General features: G+C 56.1%; 19 protein-coding genes. All 19 read right to left on the reverse strand.

Going from position 1 to position 16,561, the window contains the following annotated elements:
- Window positions 1-4 precede the first annotated feature (4 nt).
- Entirely contained in the window at window positions 5-1,549 is a 1,545-nt protein-coding gene (locus NST29_RS17245) for an NADH-quinone oxidoreductase subunit M (RefSeq protein ID WP_033842883.1), read from the reverse strand.
- Window positions 1,546-3,405 carry an NADH-quinone oxidoreductase subunit L gene (gene nuoL / locus NST29_RS17250; protein ID WP_033842882.1) on the reverse strand — a complete coding sequence of 620 codons (1,860 nt, stop codon included), beginning with the start codon at window positions 3,403-3,405 and terminating at the stop codon, window positions 1,546-1,548. Before nuoL ends, NST29_RS17245 begins: the two co-directional genes overlap by 4 nt.
- 19 nt (window positions 3,406-3,424) lie before the next feature.
- Window positions 3,425-3,730, reverse strand: coding sequence for an NADH-quinone oxidoreductase subunit NuoK (nuoK, locus tag NST29_RS17255; RefSeq protein ID WP_033020473.1), 306 nt, complete (start codon window positions 3,728-3,730; stop codon window positions 3,425-3,427).
- Window positions 3,727-4,248, reverse strand: coding sequence for an NADH-quinone oxidoreductase subunit J (locus NST29_RS17260; RefSeq protein ID WP_033842881.1), 522 nt, complete (start codon window positions 4,246-4,248; stop codon window positions 3,727-3,729). Before NST29_RS17260 ends, nuoK begins: the two co-directional genes overlap by 4 nt.
- On the reverse strand, window positions 4,245-4,664 hold the full coding sequence (gene nuoI / locus NST29_RS17265; protein WP_033020477.1) for an NADH-quinone oxidoreductase subunit NuoI: 420 nt from the start codon (window positions 4,662-4,664) through the stop codon (window positions 4,245-4,247). Before nuoI ends, NST29_RS17260 begins: the two co-directional genes overlap by 4 nt.
- A 365-nt stretch (window positions 4,665-5,029) precedes the next feature.
- Window positions 5,030-6,031 (reverse strand): NADH-quinone oxidoreductase subunit NuoH, encoded by a 1,002-nt coding sequence (nuoH, locus tag NST29_RS17270; RefSeq protein WP_033842880.1) that lies wholly within the window; start codon window positions 6,029-6,031, stop codon window positions 5,030-5,032.
- Entirely contained in the window at window positions 6,028-7,128 is a 1,101-nt protein-coding gene (locus tag NST29_RS17275) for an NADH-quinone oxidoreductase subunit D (RefSeq protein ID WP_033020480.1), read from the reverse strand. The genes nuoH and NST29_RS17275 overlap by 4 nt, the downstream gene beginning before the upstream one ends.
- A 3-nt stretch (window positions 7,129-7,131) precedes the next feature.
- Window positions 7,132-8,559 (reverse strand): NADH-quinone oxidoreductase subunit C, encoded by a 1,428-nt coding sequence (locus NST29_RS17280; protein WP_033020483.1) that lies wholly within the window; start codon window positions 8,557-8,559, stop codon window positions 7,132-7,134.
- 3 nt (window positions 8,560-8,562) lie between these two features.
- On the reverse strand, window positions 8,563-9,075 hold the full coding sequence (locus NST29_RS17285; RefSeq protein ID WP_033020484.1) for an NADH-quinone oxidoreductase subunit B: 513 nt from the start codon (window positions 9,073-9,075) through the stop codon (window positions 8,563-8,565).
- Window positions 9,066-9,434: an NADH-quinone oxidoreductase subunit A gene (locus tag NST29_RS17290; RefSeq protein ID WP_033020485.1), complete on the reverse strand. Its 369-nt coding sequence runs from the start codon at window positions 9,432-9,434 to the stop codon at window positions 9,066-9,068. Before NST29_RS17290 ends, NST29_RS17285 begins: the two co-directional genes overlap by 10 nt.
- A 227-nt stretch (window positions 9,435-9,661) precedes the next feature.
- Window positions 9,662-10,063: a F0F1 ATP synthase subunit epsilon gene (locus NST29_RS17295; RefSeq protein ID WP_033020486.1), complete on the reverse strand. Its 402-nt coding sequence runs from the start codon at window positions 10,061-10,063 to the stop codon at window positions 9,662-9,664.
- 22 nt (window positions 10,064-10,085) lie between these two features.
- Entirely contained in the window at window positions 10,086-11,507 is a 1,422-nt protein-coding gene (gene atpD / locus NST29_RS17300) for a F0F1 ATP synthase subunit beta (RefSeq protein ID WP_033020488.1), read from the reverse strand.
- A 27-nt stretch (window positions 11,508-11,534) separates the two neighbouring features.
- On the reverse strand, window positions 11,535-12,392 hold the full coding sequence (gene atpG / locus NST29_RS17305) for an ATP synthase F1 subunit gamma (protein ID WP_033020489.1): 858 nt from the start codon (window positions 12,390-12,392) through the stop codon (window positions 11,535-11,537).
- Between the two features lie 66 nt (window positions 12,393-12,458).
- Window positions 12,459-13,967, reverse strand: coding sequence for a F0F1 ATP synthase subunit alpha (atpA, locus tag NST29_RS17310; protein ID WP_033020490.1), 1,509 nt, complete (start codon window positions 13,965-13,967; stop codon window positions 12,459-12,461).
- Between the two features lie 24 nt (window positions 13,968-13,991).
- Entirely contained in the window at window positions 13,992-14,528 is a 537-nt protein-coding gene (locus NST29_RS17315; RefSeq protein WP_033020492.1) for a F0F1 ATP synthase subunit delta, read from the reverse strand.
- A complete protein-coding gene (locus NST29_RS17320) occupies window positions 14,525-15,058 on the reverse strand; it encodes a F0F1 ATP synthase subunit B (RefSeq protein ID WP_200878282.1) in 534 nt (177 codons plus the stop codon). The genes NST29_RS17315 and NST29_RS17320 overlap by 4 nt, the downstream gene beginning before the upstream one ends.
- Window positions 15,059-15,180: 122 nt before the next feature.
- A complete protein-coding gene (gene atpE, locus NST29_RS17325) occupies window positions 15,181-15,399 on the reverse strand; it encodes a F0F1 ATP synthase subunit C (RefSeq protein WP_011232830.1) in 219 nt (72 codons plus the stop codon).
- A 47-nt stretch (window positions 15,400-15,446) separates the two neighbouring features.
- Window positions 15,447-16,160, reverse strand: a complete 714-nt coding sequence (gene atpB, locus NST29_RS17330) for a F0F1 ATP synthase subunit A (RefSeq protein WP_033020498.1) — start codon at window positions 16,158-16,160, stop codon at window positions 15,447-15,449.
- Entirely contained in the window at window positions 16,150-16,557 is a 408-nt protein-coding gene (locus NST29_RS17335) for an ATP synthase subunit I (RefSeq protein WP_051985083.1), read from the reverse strand. The genes atpB and NST29_RS17335 overlap by 11 nt, the downstream gene beginning before the upstream one ends.
- Window positions 16,558-16,561 lie beyond the last annotated feature (4 nt).

Genomic DNA, 16,561 nt, shown 5'->3' on the forward strand with positions numbered 1-16,561 from the left:
ATGATCACCCTCCTAACCCGTTCATCATCGTCTCGAGCGCGGCGGCAAGCTGCCCCGCCAACAGCTGCGGATACACGCCAACCGCCACAATCAACGCGACGAGAATGAACGCCGGAACGGCTTCGTTCATCCGCAAATCGGCGACCGCCTCCCGCGGTTCGCTTTGCCCCGCCGGAGGCTGCGACCCACGGGCGCGGCCGAACGTCACGTTCAACACCGCCTTCAGCGAGTAGGCGGCGGCGAAAATCAAACCGAGCGCCCCTACCGCTGCCAAGATCGGCTTCTTTGCAAACAAGCCGAGAAACGCAGTGAATTCGCCGACAAATCCCGCCAAGCCCGGCAAGCCGAGCAAAGCGAGGGCAGCGGTGAGCAAATATCCGGAAAAGACGGGCATGGACGCCGCGAGTCCGCCTAGGCGGCGAATGTCGGTCGTTCCCCATCGATCGGCAAGCACACCGACGAGCAAAAATGACAAGGCGGCGATGAGCCCGTGGGCGATGGATTGGAAAATCGCCCCTTGAATGCCGGCCTCATTGAGCGCGCCAAGGCCGACGAGCACAACTCCCATGTGCGACACGCTCGAATAGGCGAGTACATGTTTTAACTCGTGCTGTCGAAGCGCCAACAGCGCGCCGTACAGGATGTTGACGACCCCGAGCGCGGCGATGACCCCGGCAAACGCGCGAAACTCATCGGGAAACAAGCCGATCCCAAAGCGGATCATCCCATACGCCGCGATTTTCAACAATACGCCGGCGTGAAGCATGACGACCGGCGGCGGCGCTTCGACATGGACGCGGATGAGCCAGCGATGAAGCGGAACGGCTGGCAGCTTGAAGGCAAACGCCAGCAGCAACCCGCCAAGCAGCCAGTGCCGCGCCTCTGACGTCAACGGGGCGATCAGCTGTCCTTCGGCGACCGGGTGATGCAACATGTCGTCAAGCAAAGCGAAATTCGCCGTTCCGGTGCGGGCGACAAGCACGGCGATCACGACCAGCAGCAGCGCCGACCCGAGCCCGTTGTACAGCAAATAACTGTATGCCGCCCTCTCGCGTTCAAAGCCGCCCCATTTGCCGACAAGCAAGAACATGGCGACAAGCGTCACCTCTAAGAAGAAGAAAAACCAAATGAAGTTCGCCGCGGCAAACACGCCCAACATGCCGACCTCTAGCGCAAGCAACCACATAAAATACCCTTTTTTCTCCTCGTTGACAAGCAAGGAAGCCACCGCTGCCAGCGTCCCGAGCACGGCGGTCAAGACGATAAAGAGAAGCGACAGCCCATCGATGCCAAGTTCATAGCGGATGACATACGCCGCATCGGTCAAAAATGGGAAATCGGCAAGACGAACCCAATGATGCGCTTCATCCAACCGCTCAAGAGGAAATCCGCGCACCGACTCGATGAACGCAAACAGCGAGAGCAGCAGCGGCGGCACGGTGGCGGCCGTTCCGATCCATTGGATCATGTTCGTCTCCGTTTTGCGAACCCATGCCAGCAGCCCGATGCCTAACAACGGCGAAAAGACGAGCAGCGACAAAAAGGTCATAACCAGTCCCCTCCTGTCAAGGCAAAGATGACGACCAACATCGCTAAGCCGGCCGCCGCCACCAACCCATACGTCTGGGCTTGCCCGTTTTGCCCGCGCGATCCGGCGGAAGCGATCGCGTTCACCGTGCCGGTGACAAACTGAACGAGCCCTTCCACCAAGTAACGATCGACATACCCCAACAGGCGGCTAATGGATGACACAAGCGCCACAACGGTCGACCGGTAAAGATCGTCCATGTAATAGTGGCGGCGCAACAATTCGTACCCGTACGGCGCGCGCGCGGACAACCAATCGCGCGGCACCTTCCGCGCCCCATACATGAGCCAAGCGAGGAGAATCCCGGCCAGCGACACGCTCGCCGCCACAACCGCGATCCATCCTGGCGCCGCTTCATGATGGTACGCCCCATCGGTCAACCACTCGCCGAGAAACGAGCCGAACCAAGGGGTTTGAATGTACCCAGCAGCGACCGATAAAACGCCGAGCACGACCATCGGCGCCGTCATTGACATCGGCGCTTCATGGACGGCGCCGTCATGGCGATGTCGCACCTCACCGGCAAAGACGAGGAAAAAGAGCCGGAACATGTAAAACGATGTCAACAGCGCTGCGGCGACCGCCAGCCAAAAGAGCCCGACCGACCCGTTCGTCCAAGCGGCGGCTAAAATTTCATCCTTGCTGAAAAAGCCGGCAAACAGCGGAATCCCGCTGATCGACAGCGCCCCGACGAGAAAGAGCGGCGCGGTCCACGGCAACCGTCGCCAAAGCCCGCCCATTTCCTCGATGTTTTGCGTATGGACGGCATGAATGACGCTGCCGGCGGCCAAAAAGAGCAACGCTTTAAAAAAGGCGTGCGTCGTTAAATGGAAAATGGCGGCGACATAACTCCCCGAGCCAAGCGCCAACATCATATAGCCGAGCTGGCTGATCGTCGAGTAAGCGAGGACGCGCTTAATGTCCGTCTGCACCAAGCCGATCGTCGCGGCAAACACCGCCGTCCCCCCGCCGATCACCGCCACGGTCATCATAGCGGCCGCGCTTGCCTCGTAGAGCGGAAACAAGGCCGCCACAAGGTACACCCCGGCCGCCACCATCGTCGCGGCGTGGATGAGCGCCGACACCGGCGTCGGGCCTTCCATCGCATCCGGAAGCCACGTATGGAGCGGGAACTGCCCGGACTTGCCGATCGCGCCGATGAAAATGAGGATGGCCGTCAATGTCGTCATACCGGGCGACAGCGTGCCGTTGCCAACGGCGCGGAAAATGTCGTCGTAATCAAAGCTTTTCGTCTGCCAAAACAAGAGCAGCATGCCGATCAAAAAGCCGACATCGCCGATGCGGGTCATGATAAACGCCTTTTTCGCCGCCGCTTTCGCTTCTTCTTTGTAGAAATAAAACCCGATCAGCAAAAACGACCCAAGTCCGACGAGCTCCCAAAACATGTACGCCTGCAACAAGTTCGGCGACAGCACAAGCCCAAGCATCGCAAACGTAAATAACCCTAAATACGCATAAAACGTCGAAAACCGCTCATCCCCAGCCATATAGCCTTGCGAATAAATATGGACAAGCCAGCTGACCAAGGCGACGACAACGAGCATCCAAGCGTTTAACGCCGTAACGGAAACCCCGACCGTCAACGTGGCGTCACCGATTTTCATCCACGTCCAATTCGCTTCATACGTCGCTCCGCCGAGCCGGCTAACCAGCACGCCGAACGCCGCGAGCAGCGACAGAAGCGTGGCAGCGATGCCGACATAGGCGCTCGCTTGTTTCCATTTCCGCCCGAACCACAGCAGCAAAACAAACGAACAAAGCGGGAACAGCGGCACGACCCAAGCTAGGTTCATCATCTTTCCCCCATCCCCTTTTCTAATGTTTCAGCGAATTGGCTTCATCGACCCGAACCGTTTTCCGATTCCGATAAAAGGCGATGAGCGCTGCCAAACCGACCGCCGCCTCCGCCGCCGCCACGGCGATCGCAAACAGCGCAAACACGTGCCCGTGAACGCTGGGATGGGGGCCGTATTTGGCAAAGGCAACGAAGTTGATGTTCACCGCGTTCAACATCAGTTCAATACAGATGAGAACAATGACCGTATTCCGTTTCGTGAGCGCCCCGTATAGCCCGATGCAAAACAGGATGAGCGAAAGCGCTAAATACGCCGATAATGTCATTCGTCTTCCGCCCCCTTGCCGTCTTTTTTCGCCAGCACGATCGCCCCAATCAAGGCGACGAGCAAAAGGACAGACACAATTTCAAACGGAATCGTATAATACGAGTACAGCCATTGGCCGATCGCCTTGGCGTTATCGGCTGGAAGCGCGCTGCCGTCAGCGCCGAAATCAAGCGTACGGATGCCGACGTACACAGCAAGGCCAAAAGCGAGAACCGCGAAGGCGGCGGCCGCTTTATGCCCAACGCCGCCAGTCGTCTGCCGCTCCTTGTCATCGGCGTGATGGCGCGTCAACATGATGGCAAACAGCATGATGATCGTAATGGCCCCGGAATAAATGAGCACTTGCACGACAGCGACAAATTCAGCGGAAAGCAAAACGTACAGCCCAGCGATGCCCAAAAACGTCATGACGAGGGAAAGGACCATATGGACGACGTTCGTCAACTGGAGCATCATCACCGCACCGGCGATCGCCGCGAGGGCGAGCAAGAAAAAGGCGATGTCCGTTCCGCTCACGGTTTATTCTCCCTTCTTATGTTCGTGTCGTTTTCATCGAGCCAGGCCAAGTCCTTATACAAGGCATCGCGACTATACTCGGCGAGCTCAAAATTGTTCGTCATAACGATCGCTTCCGTCGGACAGACTTCGGTGCACAAATCGCATAAAATGCAAATTTCAAAGTTGATGTTGTATGTTTCGATCACTTTCCCTTTTTTCGTCGGGTCCGGATGCTTTTTCCCGGTCAGCTGGATACATTCGGTCGGACAGATGTTCACACACTGGTTGCACACGATGCATTTTTCCGGATAAAACTTTTGAATGCCGCGGAACCGGTCAGGAAGCGGGAGCGGCTCGTGCGGGTAACCGTACGTCACTTTTTCGCGCGTCAGTTCTTTTAATGTATACGCCAATCCTTTCATCAAGCCGATCATCAGTCTACCCCCCTCCAATAAAAACTCTTTGGCATCGGTGCCGCTTTTCACACGTCTCCCGATCGCTCAGAGGAAACCAATGTTTTTCACCAACCTTCTAGGAGGCCGGTGATTTAAGGGAGCAAGTCGCTTATCAAGCCTGTTTCTCAAATAGAAAAGCCTTGTCGCATCGGGATCGTCTTTCAAACGCTCCCCCATTGCTCAAAAGAAACAACCGTTTTTCACCAGCCCTCTAGAAGGGCGGTGATTTACTCACGCAACCGCTTCTCAGAATCGTTTCTCAAATAGAAAAACTAGTTGCATCAGCTTCTATGTTCACGTGTTCCATCATCGATCAAGGCAAGCAGCGATTTTTCGCCAATCTTCTAGAAAAACCATGCCTTCACCACCGCCGTCAGCACAATGTTGGCGAGCGAAAGCGGAAGCAACACTTTCCAGGCGAACTCCATTAGCTGGTCGGCGCGCACGCGAGGGAACGTGGCGCGAAACCAAATGAAGACGAACACAACCGCACAAAACTTCAAAGCAAACCAAACCGCTCCGGGAATCCAGCCGAGAAAGGCGACCGGATGCCAGCCGCCGAGGAACAAAACTGTGATCAAGGCGGCCATCGCAAACATGTACACATACTCAGCAAGCATAAAAAACGCCCAGCGAAATCCGGAATATTCCACATGAAAGCCGGCGACCAGCTCGGACTCCGCCTCCGGCAAGTCAAACGGCGTCCGGTTCAACTCAGCCACCGCGGCGATGAGGAAAATCAAAAACGCCAACGGCTGGGCGAAAAGGAACCAGACGTCTTGTTGCGCGTTGACGATGTCGACCAAATTCATGCTTCCGGCCAAAAGCACGACGCCAAGCGCCGACATGACGAGCGGAATTTCGTATGAAATCATTTGCGCCGCTGCCCGCATCCCGCCAAGCAGCGCATATTTGTTGTTGGATGCCCAGCCCCCGGTGATGACGCCGACGATCGTTAATCCGGAAACGGCAATGTAATACAAAAGGCCAACGCCGAGATCAGCGAACCGGAACACATCGGTAAACGGCACGACCGCCAACACCATAAACGACGGCGCAAACGCAATCACCGGGGCCAGCACATACAGCGGGCGGTCGGCCGCTTTCGGGATCGTATCCTCTTTCAAAAGCAGCTTCAACACATCGGCGACAGTTTGTAAAAGCCCGAAACGGCCGCCGACTTGGTTCGGGCCGATACGCCCTTGCATAAACCCCATCACTTTCCGCTCCGCCAAAATGCTGTAGGTGACAAAGGCGAGCACGACCGCCAACAGCAGCGCTCCAAGCCCGAAAAAGAGGGCGATGTTCGACCAGCTTGGGGCGGATTCAAGCCATTGCTCCATCATCCGTCGACCTCCCCGAGCACAATGTCAATCGAGCCGAGAATGGCGATGACATTGGCCAAGTTTTCCCCTTTGAGCAGCTTCGGGAGTATTTGCAAGTTATAAAACGATGGGCGCCGAAATTTCAGGCGGTACGGCTCTTTTTTGCCGTCGCTCGCAATATAGCAGCCGATTTCACCGCGCGGCGCTTCGATGCGGACGAACGTCTCGCCGGGCGGCGCCTTAATGATGCGGGGCACTTTTCCCATGATCGGCCCCTCAGGTGGAAATTGCTCGCACGCCTGCTCGATGATGCGAAGCGACTGTTCGATTTCCGCCATTCGGCATTCATAGCGGGCTAGACAGTCGCCGCCTTCGCGCACCGGAACATCGAAGTCAAACCGGTCATACACGGAATACGGCTCATCTTTGCGCAAATCCCATTTCACGCCCGTCGACCGCAAGTTGACGCCGCTTAACGAATAGCTGATCGCTTCTTCTTTCGTATACCGCCCGACACCGGTGACGCGTTCACGGAAAATCTCGTTGCCGGTAACAAGCTCATGGTAGCCGGCGAGTTTCTCGCGCATGTACGGAACGAACTGTTTCACCTTGTCGATCCAGCCGTCCGGCGCATCCCACTTGACGCCGCCAATGCGCATATAGTTGAACGTCAGCCGCGCCCCGGACAGCTCATTTAAAAGATTAATAATCATTTCGCGCTCGCGGAATGCGTACAAAAACGGGCTTATCGCACCGAGGTCAAGCAAATACGTCCCCCACCAGACGAGGTGGCTGGCAACCCGACCGAGCTCCATCGCAAGAACGCGCAAATACTCGGCCCGTTCCGGCACTTCAATCCCCATCATCGTTTCGACCGCATGGCAAAGCACATAGTTGTTCGTCATCGCCGACAAGTAGTCCATCCGGTCGGTATACGGGATGATTTGCGTGTATTGCAGCCCTTCGGCGATCTTCTCCGTCCCGCGGTGCAAGTAACCGATGACCGGCGTCGCCTCTTGAATGATCTCGCCGTCAATTTTTAAAATGAGGCGGAACACGCCATGGGTGCTGGGATGTTGGGGGCCGACGTTTAAAATCATTTCTTCTGTGCGCAGCATCGCTCACACCTCCGCATCGTACGGCTCGTAATCTTTGCGCAGCGGATGACCGACCCATTGCTCGCCTAGGAAGATGCGGATCAAGTTCGGGTGGCCGCGGAATCGGATGCCAAGCAAATCATACGCCTCGCACTCCGGCCAGTTCGCCCCCGGCCAAAGCGGGACGAGCGAATCAATTTCCGGGTTGTCGCGCTCGATTTTCACTTTCAGCGCCACCGGCTGCCGATTTGAGTACGAGTACAAGTGGACGTACACTTCCATATGCGTCTTGTAATCGGTGCCGTGCAGCTCGGATAAATAGTCAAAGCGGAGCTGTTCATGGCTTTTCAACAACTCAGCGACTTTGTAGTACGCCTCTTTTTTTACGACAAGCGTCGGCACATCTTTCGCCAGCCGGTTGATATACGCGTCTTCAAGCACATCGGGACCAAGATGCTCACGAATGAGACGAACGTAGTGGTCAAGCAGCGGATCGTTCGGCGACGAGGCGGTCGGCTGTTCCGTCCCGCCGTCAGCGGCTTTCGCCTTCGCCCGGGCGGCGGCCGCGGCCTTCGCTTTGGCAGCCGCAGCCGCCTTTTTCTTCGCGAGTTCCAGGTCCTCGTCCGCCGCCCCATCGTTTGCCGCCTCACGCTGTCGCCGCAGTTCTTCCGCCTTCGCCCGCGCCTCTTCCGCCGCCTTCCGTTTCGCCGCTTCAAGGTTATCCCCACTCGGCGCTCCCATCGCTGCTGCCTCGCGCTGTCGCCGCAGTTCTGCCGCCCTCGCCCGCGCTTCCTCCGCCGTCTTCCGCTTCGCCGCCTCAAGGTCGTCACCGGTCACCGCACCAGTCGCCGCCTCACGCTGTCGCCGCAGTTCTGCCGCCCTTGCCCGCGCTTCTTCCGCCGCCTTCCGCTTCGCCGCCTCAAGGTCGTCACCGGTCGCCGCACCAGTGGCTGCCTCACGCTGTCGCCGCAGTTCCGCCGCCTTCGCCCGCGCTTCTTCGGCTGCCTTCCGCTTCGCCGCCTCAAGGTCGTCACCGGTCGCCGCACCAGTCGCCGCCTCACGCTGCCTCCGCAGTTCTGCCGCCCTCGCCCGCGCCTCTTCCGCCGCCTTCCGTTTCACCGCCTCAAGGTCGTCACCACTCGGCGCTCCAGTGGCTGCCTCACGCTGTCGCCGCAGTTCTGCCGCCCTCGCCCGCGCTTCTTCAGCGGCTCGTTTTTTTGCGGAAGCGAGATCTTCTGCGGAAGCCGGCGGTTCCGTTCTCGGCGCTTCTTTTATGGGGCCGGGGGGCGGAACGGCGTCCGCATTCGTCTCATTCGTTGGCCGCCGGCCTTGTTCAGCGGCTGGCTGGGCCTGTTCGGCGGCCCGCTTGGCGGCGAGCCGTTCACGCGCCAATTGTTTCGCCCGCTCGGCCGCTTCCTTTTTTCGCTGGGCCAAATCTTTTTCCTCGTCCATTGGTTACAGCACCTTCTTCCCTGTTTTGGCTTCCAAGCGAATTTTTTCTTTCAATTTATGAATGCCGTAAATGAGCGCCGCGGGGTTGGGTGGACAGCCTGGTATGTACACGTCGACGGGAACGATCTGGTCGACCCCTTTGACAACGCTGTACGACTTGACATACGGTCCGCCGGCTGTCGCGCATGACCCCATGGCGATCACCCATTTCGGCTCGGGCATTTGATCATACAGCCGCCGCAAAAGCGGCGCCATTTTTTTCGTCACCGTGCCGGAGACGATCATGACGTCCGACTGTCGCGGAGAGGCCCGAAAAAACGAGCCGAACCGATCAAGATCGTAGTGAGCTCCACCCACCGCCATCATCTCAATGGCACAACAGGCCAGTCCGAACGTGAGAGGCCAAAGCGAGTTGCTCCGCGCCCACCCTTTTAGCTGCTCGAGCGTTGTCAAAAACACGCTCCGCTTGATCTCCTCCATCTCCGCCAACGAAAAACCATCCCATTTCACATCCATCGTAACACCTTCTTTTTCCAAGCATAAATAAGACCAAGGGCAAGCAACGTGATGAACAGAACCATTTCCACGAAAGCAAATAAGCCGAGTTGATCGTAGACGACCGCCCATGGATAGAAAAACACCGTCTCAACATCGAAAATGACAAACAACAAGGCAAACAAGTAATAGCGGACTTGAAACTGGATGCGGGAATCGTGGAACGGATTGTTACCGCTTTCATAAGTGGTCTCCTTTGCCTCACTCGGTACGTGCGGCCGCAGCCAGCGTCCAAGCGTAAGCGCTCCAACCGGAAGCAACACCCCAAGACAAAGGAAGACGAAAACGATGGCATAACTATTGGCATAGATGTTGCTCAACGAGCTCGCCCCCTTCCTGGTTTACTACATACGTATGATAATAATGATGAAATTTTTCAATAATTCCATCGATTCCATTATAACATTTATATCCAGACGTGTCAGCAAAACTTCAGAGGATCGCCGCAACAACATTACAAGCCGCGGGATGCGCTGCCGCTAGCCAATTTCCGCCGCTGGTGGCGAAGAAAAGCAAAAAAAGCAGGGGAATCCTCATTCCCCTGCTCTTACTTCATTTCCGCGACATTCAAACGGTTCAAGGCGCGTTTTAACGCCAGTTCAGCCCGCTTGAAGTCGATGTCATCCTGCTGGCTTTGCAGGCGGCGCTCCGCCCGCTCTTTCGCCGCTTGGGCGCGCAGAACGTCAATGTCTTCGGCCCGTTCAGCCGCTTGGGCCAAAATCGTCACTTTGTCCGGCCGAACTTCCAAAAAGCCGCCGCTCACGGCGATATATTGCGTTTTGCCGCCTTTTTTCAGCCGCGCCGCGCTGATCTCCAGCGGGGCGACAAGCGGAATGTGGCCGGGCAGAATGCCGAGCTCGCCGCTTTTCGCCTTGACGCTGACCATCTCGACATCGTCCTCGTATACCGGGCCATCAGGAGTGACGACGCTCACATGGATCGTTTTCATTGTCCAACCCCCCTATCCCGGGTCACACTTCGACACCCATCGCTTTCGCTTTTTCCACCACTTCTTCAATGCGGCCGACTAAGCGGAACGCCTCTTCCGGAAGGTGGTCATATTTGCCCTCTAAAATTTCTTTAAAGCCGCGCACCGTTTCCTTCACCGGCACGTACGAACCCGGTTGGCCCGTGAATTGTTCCGCCACGTGGAAGTTTTGCGACAAGAAAAACTGAATGCGGCGGGCGCGATGGACGACAAGTTTGTCCTCATCGGACAGCTCATCCATCCCTAGGATCGCAATGATGTCTTGCAGCTCTTTATACCGTTGCAGTGTTTGCTGCACTTGGCGAGCGACTTGGTAGTGCTCCTCGCCGACGATTTCCGGCGCCAATGCCCGCGAGGTCGACGCAAGCGGGTCAACGGCCGGATAAATCCCCATCTCAGTGAGCTTCCGCTCAAGGTTCGTCGTCGCATCCAAGTGCGCGAACGTCGTCGCCGGGGCCGGGTCCGTATAGTCGTCGGCCGGAACGTAAATCGCCTGAATCGAGGTGATCGAGCCTTTCGCCGTCGAGGTGATCCGCTCCTGCAATTGGCCCATCTCTGTCGCCAATGTCGGTTGGTAACCAACGGCTGACGGCATGCGACCCAACAGCGCCGACACTTCGGAACCGGCCTGCGTGAAACGGAAGATGTTGTCGATAAACAGCAATACGTCCTGGCCTTGCTCATCGCGGAAGTATTCGGCCATCGTCAAGCCCGTCAACGCCACGCGCATCCGCGCGCCCGGCGGCTCGTTCATCTGCCCAAACACCATGGCCGTTTTGCTGATGACGCCGGAATCTTTCATTTCATGGTACAAGTCGTTTCCTTCGCGCGTCCGTTCGCCGACGCCAGCGAAAACAGAAATCCCGCCGTGCTCTTGAGCGATGTTGTGGATCAGCTCTTGGATCAAGACCGTTTTTCCGACGCCAGCGCCGCCGAACAAACCGATTTTTCCACCTTTAATATACGGGGCTAACAAGTCAACGACTTTAATGCCCGTTTCCAAAATTTCGACTTCGGTCGCCAGCTCTTCGAATTTGGGCGCCGGCCGGTGAATCGGGTCGCGGCGGGCGTCAGCCGGAATGTCGCCTTCCAAATCAATCGGTTCACCCAACACGTTGAACACGCGGCCAAGCGTCACTTCGCCGACCGGCACCGAAATCGGCGCGCCGGTGTCGATGACTTCCATGCCGCGGATGAGGCCGTCTGTGGACGCCATCGCGATCGTCCGTACGGTATCATCGCCAAGGTGCAAGGCGACTTCCAATGTCAAGTCGATGTCGACTTCGTTTTCATTGCGCGCTTGATGTTGAATTTTCAGGGCGTTGTAGATCGCCGGCAAGTGGCCGTTTTCGAACTTGACGTCTACAACCGGACCCATGACTTGGATAACGCGTCCTCTTGTCATCGTTTTCCCTCCTAACTTGCTAGTCCGCTATTGCAAGGCGTTTGCTCCGGCGACAATTTCCGTAATTTCTTGCGTGATCGCTGCTTGGCGAGCACGGTTGTAGGAAAGCGTCAGCGTGCGAATGAGCTCGTTCGCGTTGTCAGTCGCGTTCTTCATCGCCGTCATCCGGGCGGCATGCTCGCTCGCTTTCGCATCAAGCAACGCGCCGTAAATCAAGCTCTCCGCATACTGCGGCAGCAACACGTCCAAAATTTCCTCTTGCGACGGCTCGAATTCGTACACCGTGCGCTGTTTGTTTTCCGCCAAATCGGTGAGCGGGAGCAGCTTTCGTTCCGTCACCTCTTGCTGGATCGCACTGACGTAATGGTTGTAGTACATATACAGTTCGTCAAAGGTGCCATCGGCGAACAAGCCGACCGTTTTGCTGGCAATCTCTTTGATGTCGGCAAACGAAGGCTGATCCGGCAGGCGGGTGATATCGAGAATGACCGGCATATTCCGTTTGCGGAAAAAGCTCAACCCGACGCGGCCGATGACAATGATCGCATATTCATCGGGAGAAGCGTGGCGCTGTTGAATCGTTTGATAGACGAGACGCAACACGTTGCTGTTGTACGCCCCCGCGAGACCGCGATCGGATGTAATGACGAGATAGCCCGTTTTTTTCACCGGGCGCGAAACGAGCATCGGGTGCGAAGCGCCGCCGGCCCCGAGCGCCACATTGGCTACGACCTCTTGCATTTTCTCCATATAAGGAACGAACGATTTCGCATTTTGCTCCGCGCGGTTCAATTTCGACGTCGAGACCATTTCCATCGCTTTCGTAATTTGGCTCGTTTTTCTCGTCGCATTGATGCGCGTTTTAATATCGCGTAACGACGCCAAAGGTTTCACCACCTTTTTGCTGCACGGGATCTACAGGCGCAAGGGGGCAAAGCAGCCCCCATCGCCTTATTGGGAAACGACAAACGTTTTCTTGAACGCTTCGATCGCTTTGTTGATATCTTCCTCGTTCGGAAGGTCTTTCGTCGTGCGGATGTGTTCAAGCAAGTGCTGGCCGTTTTGATCGAGCCACAAGTAAAACTCTTTTTCAAAACGGCGCACATCTTCAACCGGAATGTCATCCAAAAAGCCGCGCGTCAACGCATAGATGATCAACACTTGTTTCTCAACCGGAATTGGTTGGTGCAAGTCTTGTTTCAGCACTTCCACCGTGCGCGCCCCGCGGGCGAGTTTCGCCTGCGTCGCTTTATCGAGGTCGGAGCCGAATTGGGCGAACGCCTCTAATTCGCGGTACGCCGCCAAGTCGAGACGGAGCGTCCCCGATACTTTTTTCATCGCTTTGATTTGCGCGGCCCCACCGACGCGCGAGACGGACAGCCCTGCGTTGATCGCCGGGCGGACACCGGAGAAGAACAAGTCCGATTGCAAGAAAATTTGCCCGTCCGTAATCGAGATAACGTTCGTCGGAATGTACGCGGAAATATCGCCCGCCTGCGTTTCAACGAACGGAAGCGCAGTCAACGAACCGCCGCCTTTCGCATCGCTCAATTTCGCTGCGCGCTCAAGCAGACGGGAGTGCAAGTAGAAAATATCCCCCGGATACGCTTCACGGCCCGGCGGACGGCGAAGCAGGAGCGACAATTCACGGTACGCCGCCGCTTGTTTCGACAAATCGTCATAGACCACGAGCACGTGTTGGCCTTTGTACATGAAATACTCGCCCATCGATACGCCAGCATACGGCGCCAAGAACAAAAGCGGAGCCGGCTGCGACGCCGAAGCGGTGACGACGATCGTATAGTCGAGCGCGCCGTGTTTGCGGAGCGTTTCGACAACCGTCCGGACCGTCGATTCCTTTTGCCCGATGGCGACATAAATACAAATCATGTTTTGATCTTTTTGGTTGATGATCGTATCAATCGCGACAGACGTTTTCCCCGTTTGCCGGTCGCCGATGATGAGCTCGCGCTGACCGCGGCCGATCGGCACGAGCGCGTCGATCGCTTTGATCCCGGTTTGCAGCGGCTCATGCACCGATCTCCGGTCCATAACGCCCGGCGCCGGGCTTTCGATCGGGCGCGTTTCGGTCGTTTCCACCGGACCCAAACCGTCAACCGGCTGGCCGAGCGGGTTGACCACGCGGCCGATGAGCGCCTCTCCGACCGGCACTTCCATGATCCGTCCGGTACGGCGCACTTCGTCCCCTTCTTTAATGCCCGTGTACGGTCCTAAAATAACGATACCGACGTTGTTTTCTTCCAAGTTGAGCGCCATGCCCATGACGCCGTTGGCAAACTCAACGAGCTCGCCGGACATGACATTATCGAGCCCATGAGCGCGGGCGATCCCGTCACCGATTTGGATGACGGTGCCGACGTCGCTCACCTGAATTTGCGATTCGTAGTTTTCAATCTGCTGCTTAATGAGCGCGCTGATTTCCTCCGCTCGAATGCTCATGCCTTTCACCCCTATCTCCAAATGTTAGCCGATCAACTGCCGCCGGATCCGTTCAAGCTGTCCGCTGACACTGCCGTCGTAAATGCGGTTGCCGATGCGCAGCTTGACGCCGCCGATCAATTCCGGGTCAACGATATTTTCGATGTGAAGCGTCTGTTTTCCGACTTTTTTCGCAAAAACGTCAGAGAGCGCCCGCAGTTCCTCATCCGTCAATGGTCGTGCCGAATAGGCGACCGCCTTGGCGATGCCGCGCGCATCGTCGACGAGGGCGAGAAACTGTTTCGCCAGCTCAGGCACAAGGCCGAAGCGATGGCGCTCTAGAAGAAGGAGAAGCGTGTTTTGCACCGGAGTGGACACGCCGGCGAACGCTTCGCGGACAAACGCTTTTTTCTTCTCTAGCGAAAGCTTCGGATGCGAAAGAAGCGATAAAAACTCGCCGTTTTCCGCCAACGCTTGGCGCACGGCGCTAATATCCTCCTCGATTCGGTCAAGCTGCCCTTGTTCGAGCGCGATTTGAAACAGGGCGGCTGCGTACCGTTTGGCGATCGTTTCGTTGTTCATCGCGCTTCTCCTGCCTCTTGGACGTCTTTGAGATACGCTTCGATCAGCTTGCGTTGATCTTGCTCCGTCAGCTCTTTTTCAATCACTTTCGAGGCGATGAAGACAGACAAGGAAGCCACTTGTTCGCGAAGCGCAGCCATCGCCTGTTCTTTTTCGCGCTCGATCTCTTGCTTCGCCGCTTCTTTTACCCGTTCCGCTTCGGCGCGAGCCGAGGCGACGATTTGTTCCTTCTGCTCTTCAGCGAGCTTGCGTGCGTTTTCAATGAGCGCTTGCGCCTCTTGGCGCGATTGCTTCATCAGTTCACGCTGTTCTTCAAGCAGTTTTTCCGCCTCTTGGCGATGTTTTTCCGCTTGATCGATTTCGTTGGCAATATGCTCCTCGCGCTGTTTCATGATATTCATTAACGGCTGCCAAGCGAATTTGCGCAATAAAGCAAGCAAAATAATAAACATCAGCAATTGGTAAATGATCGTGCCGCCGCTGATGCCATGCGCCGCTTCGCCGAGCACCCATGCATTCGCGTTCCACAACACCGCGTTTCACTCCTTTCGACAGCTGCCGCACTGGCGCGATCGTACAACATCGCACATAAAGGAATGGCGAAGGTGGTCGTTGACACGAACTTCGCCATCACTTTCCATCATCCAATTTCTTATCGACCCAAGTAAATGAACGAGAAGACGACACCGATGATCGGAAGCGCCTCAACCAAGGCCACCCCGATGAACATCGTCGTTTGCAAAACCGGACGCAGTTCCGGTTGACGCGCGATTCCTTCGATGGTACGGCTAACGATCAAACCGTTGCCGATACCGGCACCCAACGCTCCCAAACCTACCGCAATTGCAGCTGCAAGCACACCTAAACTCATGTCTACATATCCTCCTTATAATTTCAGTAGTAAAATGATTCTGGAGATTAATGGTCATGGCTGACTTTATGCGCCATATAAACCATTGTTAACATCGTAAAAATAAACGCTTGAATACAGCCGACAAAGATGCTGAACGCTTGCCATACCATCATCGGAATGGCCGCGCCCACCGCCCCAAGCACCCCATAGTTCGTGCCGAGGCTTGCCAGCAAGCCAAGCAAAATTTCCCCGGCGTAAATGTTCCCGAAAAGACGCAAACCGAGCGTCAGCGTGTTGGCGAACTCTTCGATGATTTTCAGCGGGAACAACCAGCCGACCGGACGGGTAAAATCGCGAACGTACTCGGCCGCTCCCTTCATTTTGACACCGTAATAGTGGGTCAGGGCAACGACCATGACGGCTAGCGTCAACGTAACGGTCGCATCAGCGGTCGGTGATTTCCACCAAAGCTCGCCGTTCACATGGACGGAGAACGGCAATCCGAGCATGTTGGCCACAAAGACGTACATGATGAGCGTCACGCCCAACGTCAAAAAGCGGCCGCCGGTTTGCCAGTCCATCGTGCTGTTGATGATGCCCCTGACAAAGTCAAACACCCACTCAATAAAGTTTTGCATTCCGGTCGGGCGCAATTGGAGCGAGCGAGTAGCCGCCACAGCAATGATGAAGACGATCAAGCTGGTGATCGTGATCATCAACATATCGGATAAATTAAAGGTAAGGCCTAAAAATTTGACAAGCGGCGCTTTATGCTCCATCATCATTCACCTCGCTTTCATGCGGCTTGTCATGTTTCCATTTGTGAAAGAGGAAATCTATTACAATGACAAGATAGGATGTCATTAATCCCACGATCGTCGGCACGGGGGCGAAATAGCGTGGATAGGCCCATGCGATGACGGCGGCCAACGCAGCGAGCGAAAACCGCGTCAACGTGCCCAATGTGCGCACTTTCTTGCGCGCTGTCACCGCTTGCCCAAATTTTTCGATTTTCCAGCTTAAATTCCAGATGATCAGAAGACCGATTGACGTGCCGAGAATCAAGCTCAGAAAGGCGGTTTTGTACGGCGTCCATCCAAATCCAAGCGTATAGATCGCGAGCAAATACAATATGTACTTGACATGCCGCAAGCGCATTGCTCGAAAATGATCCATCCCT

It is taken from the genome of Geobacillus sp. FSL W8-0026 (genome assembly GCF_037966255.1).
Classification (GTDB): Bacteria; Bacillota; Bacilli; order Bacillales; family Anoxybacillaceae; genus Geobacillus; species Geobacillus icigianus.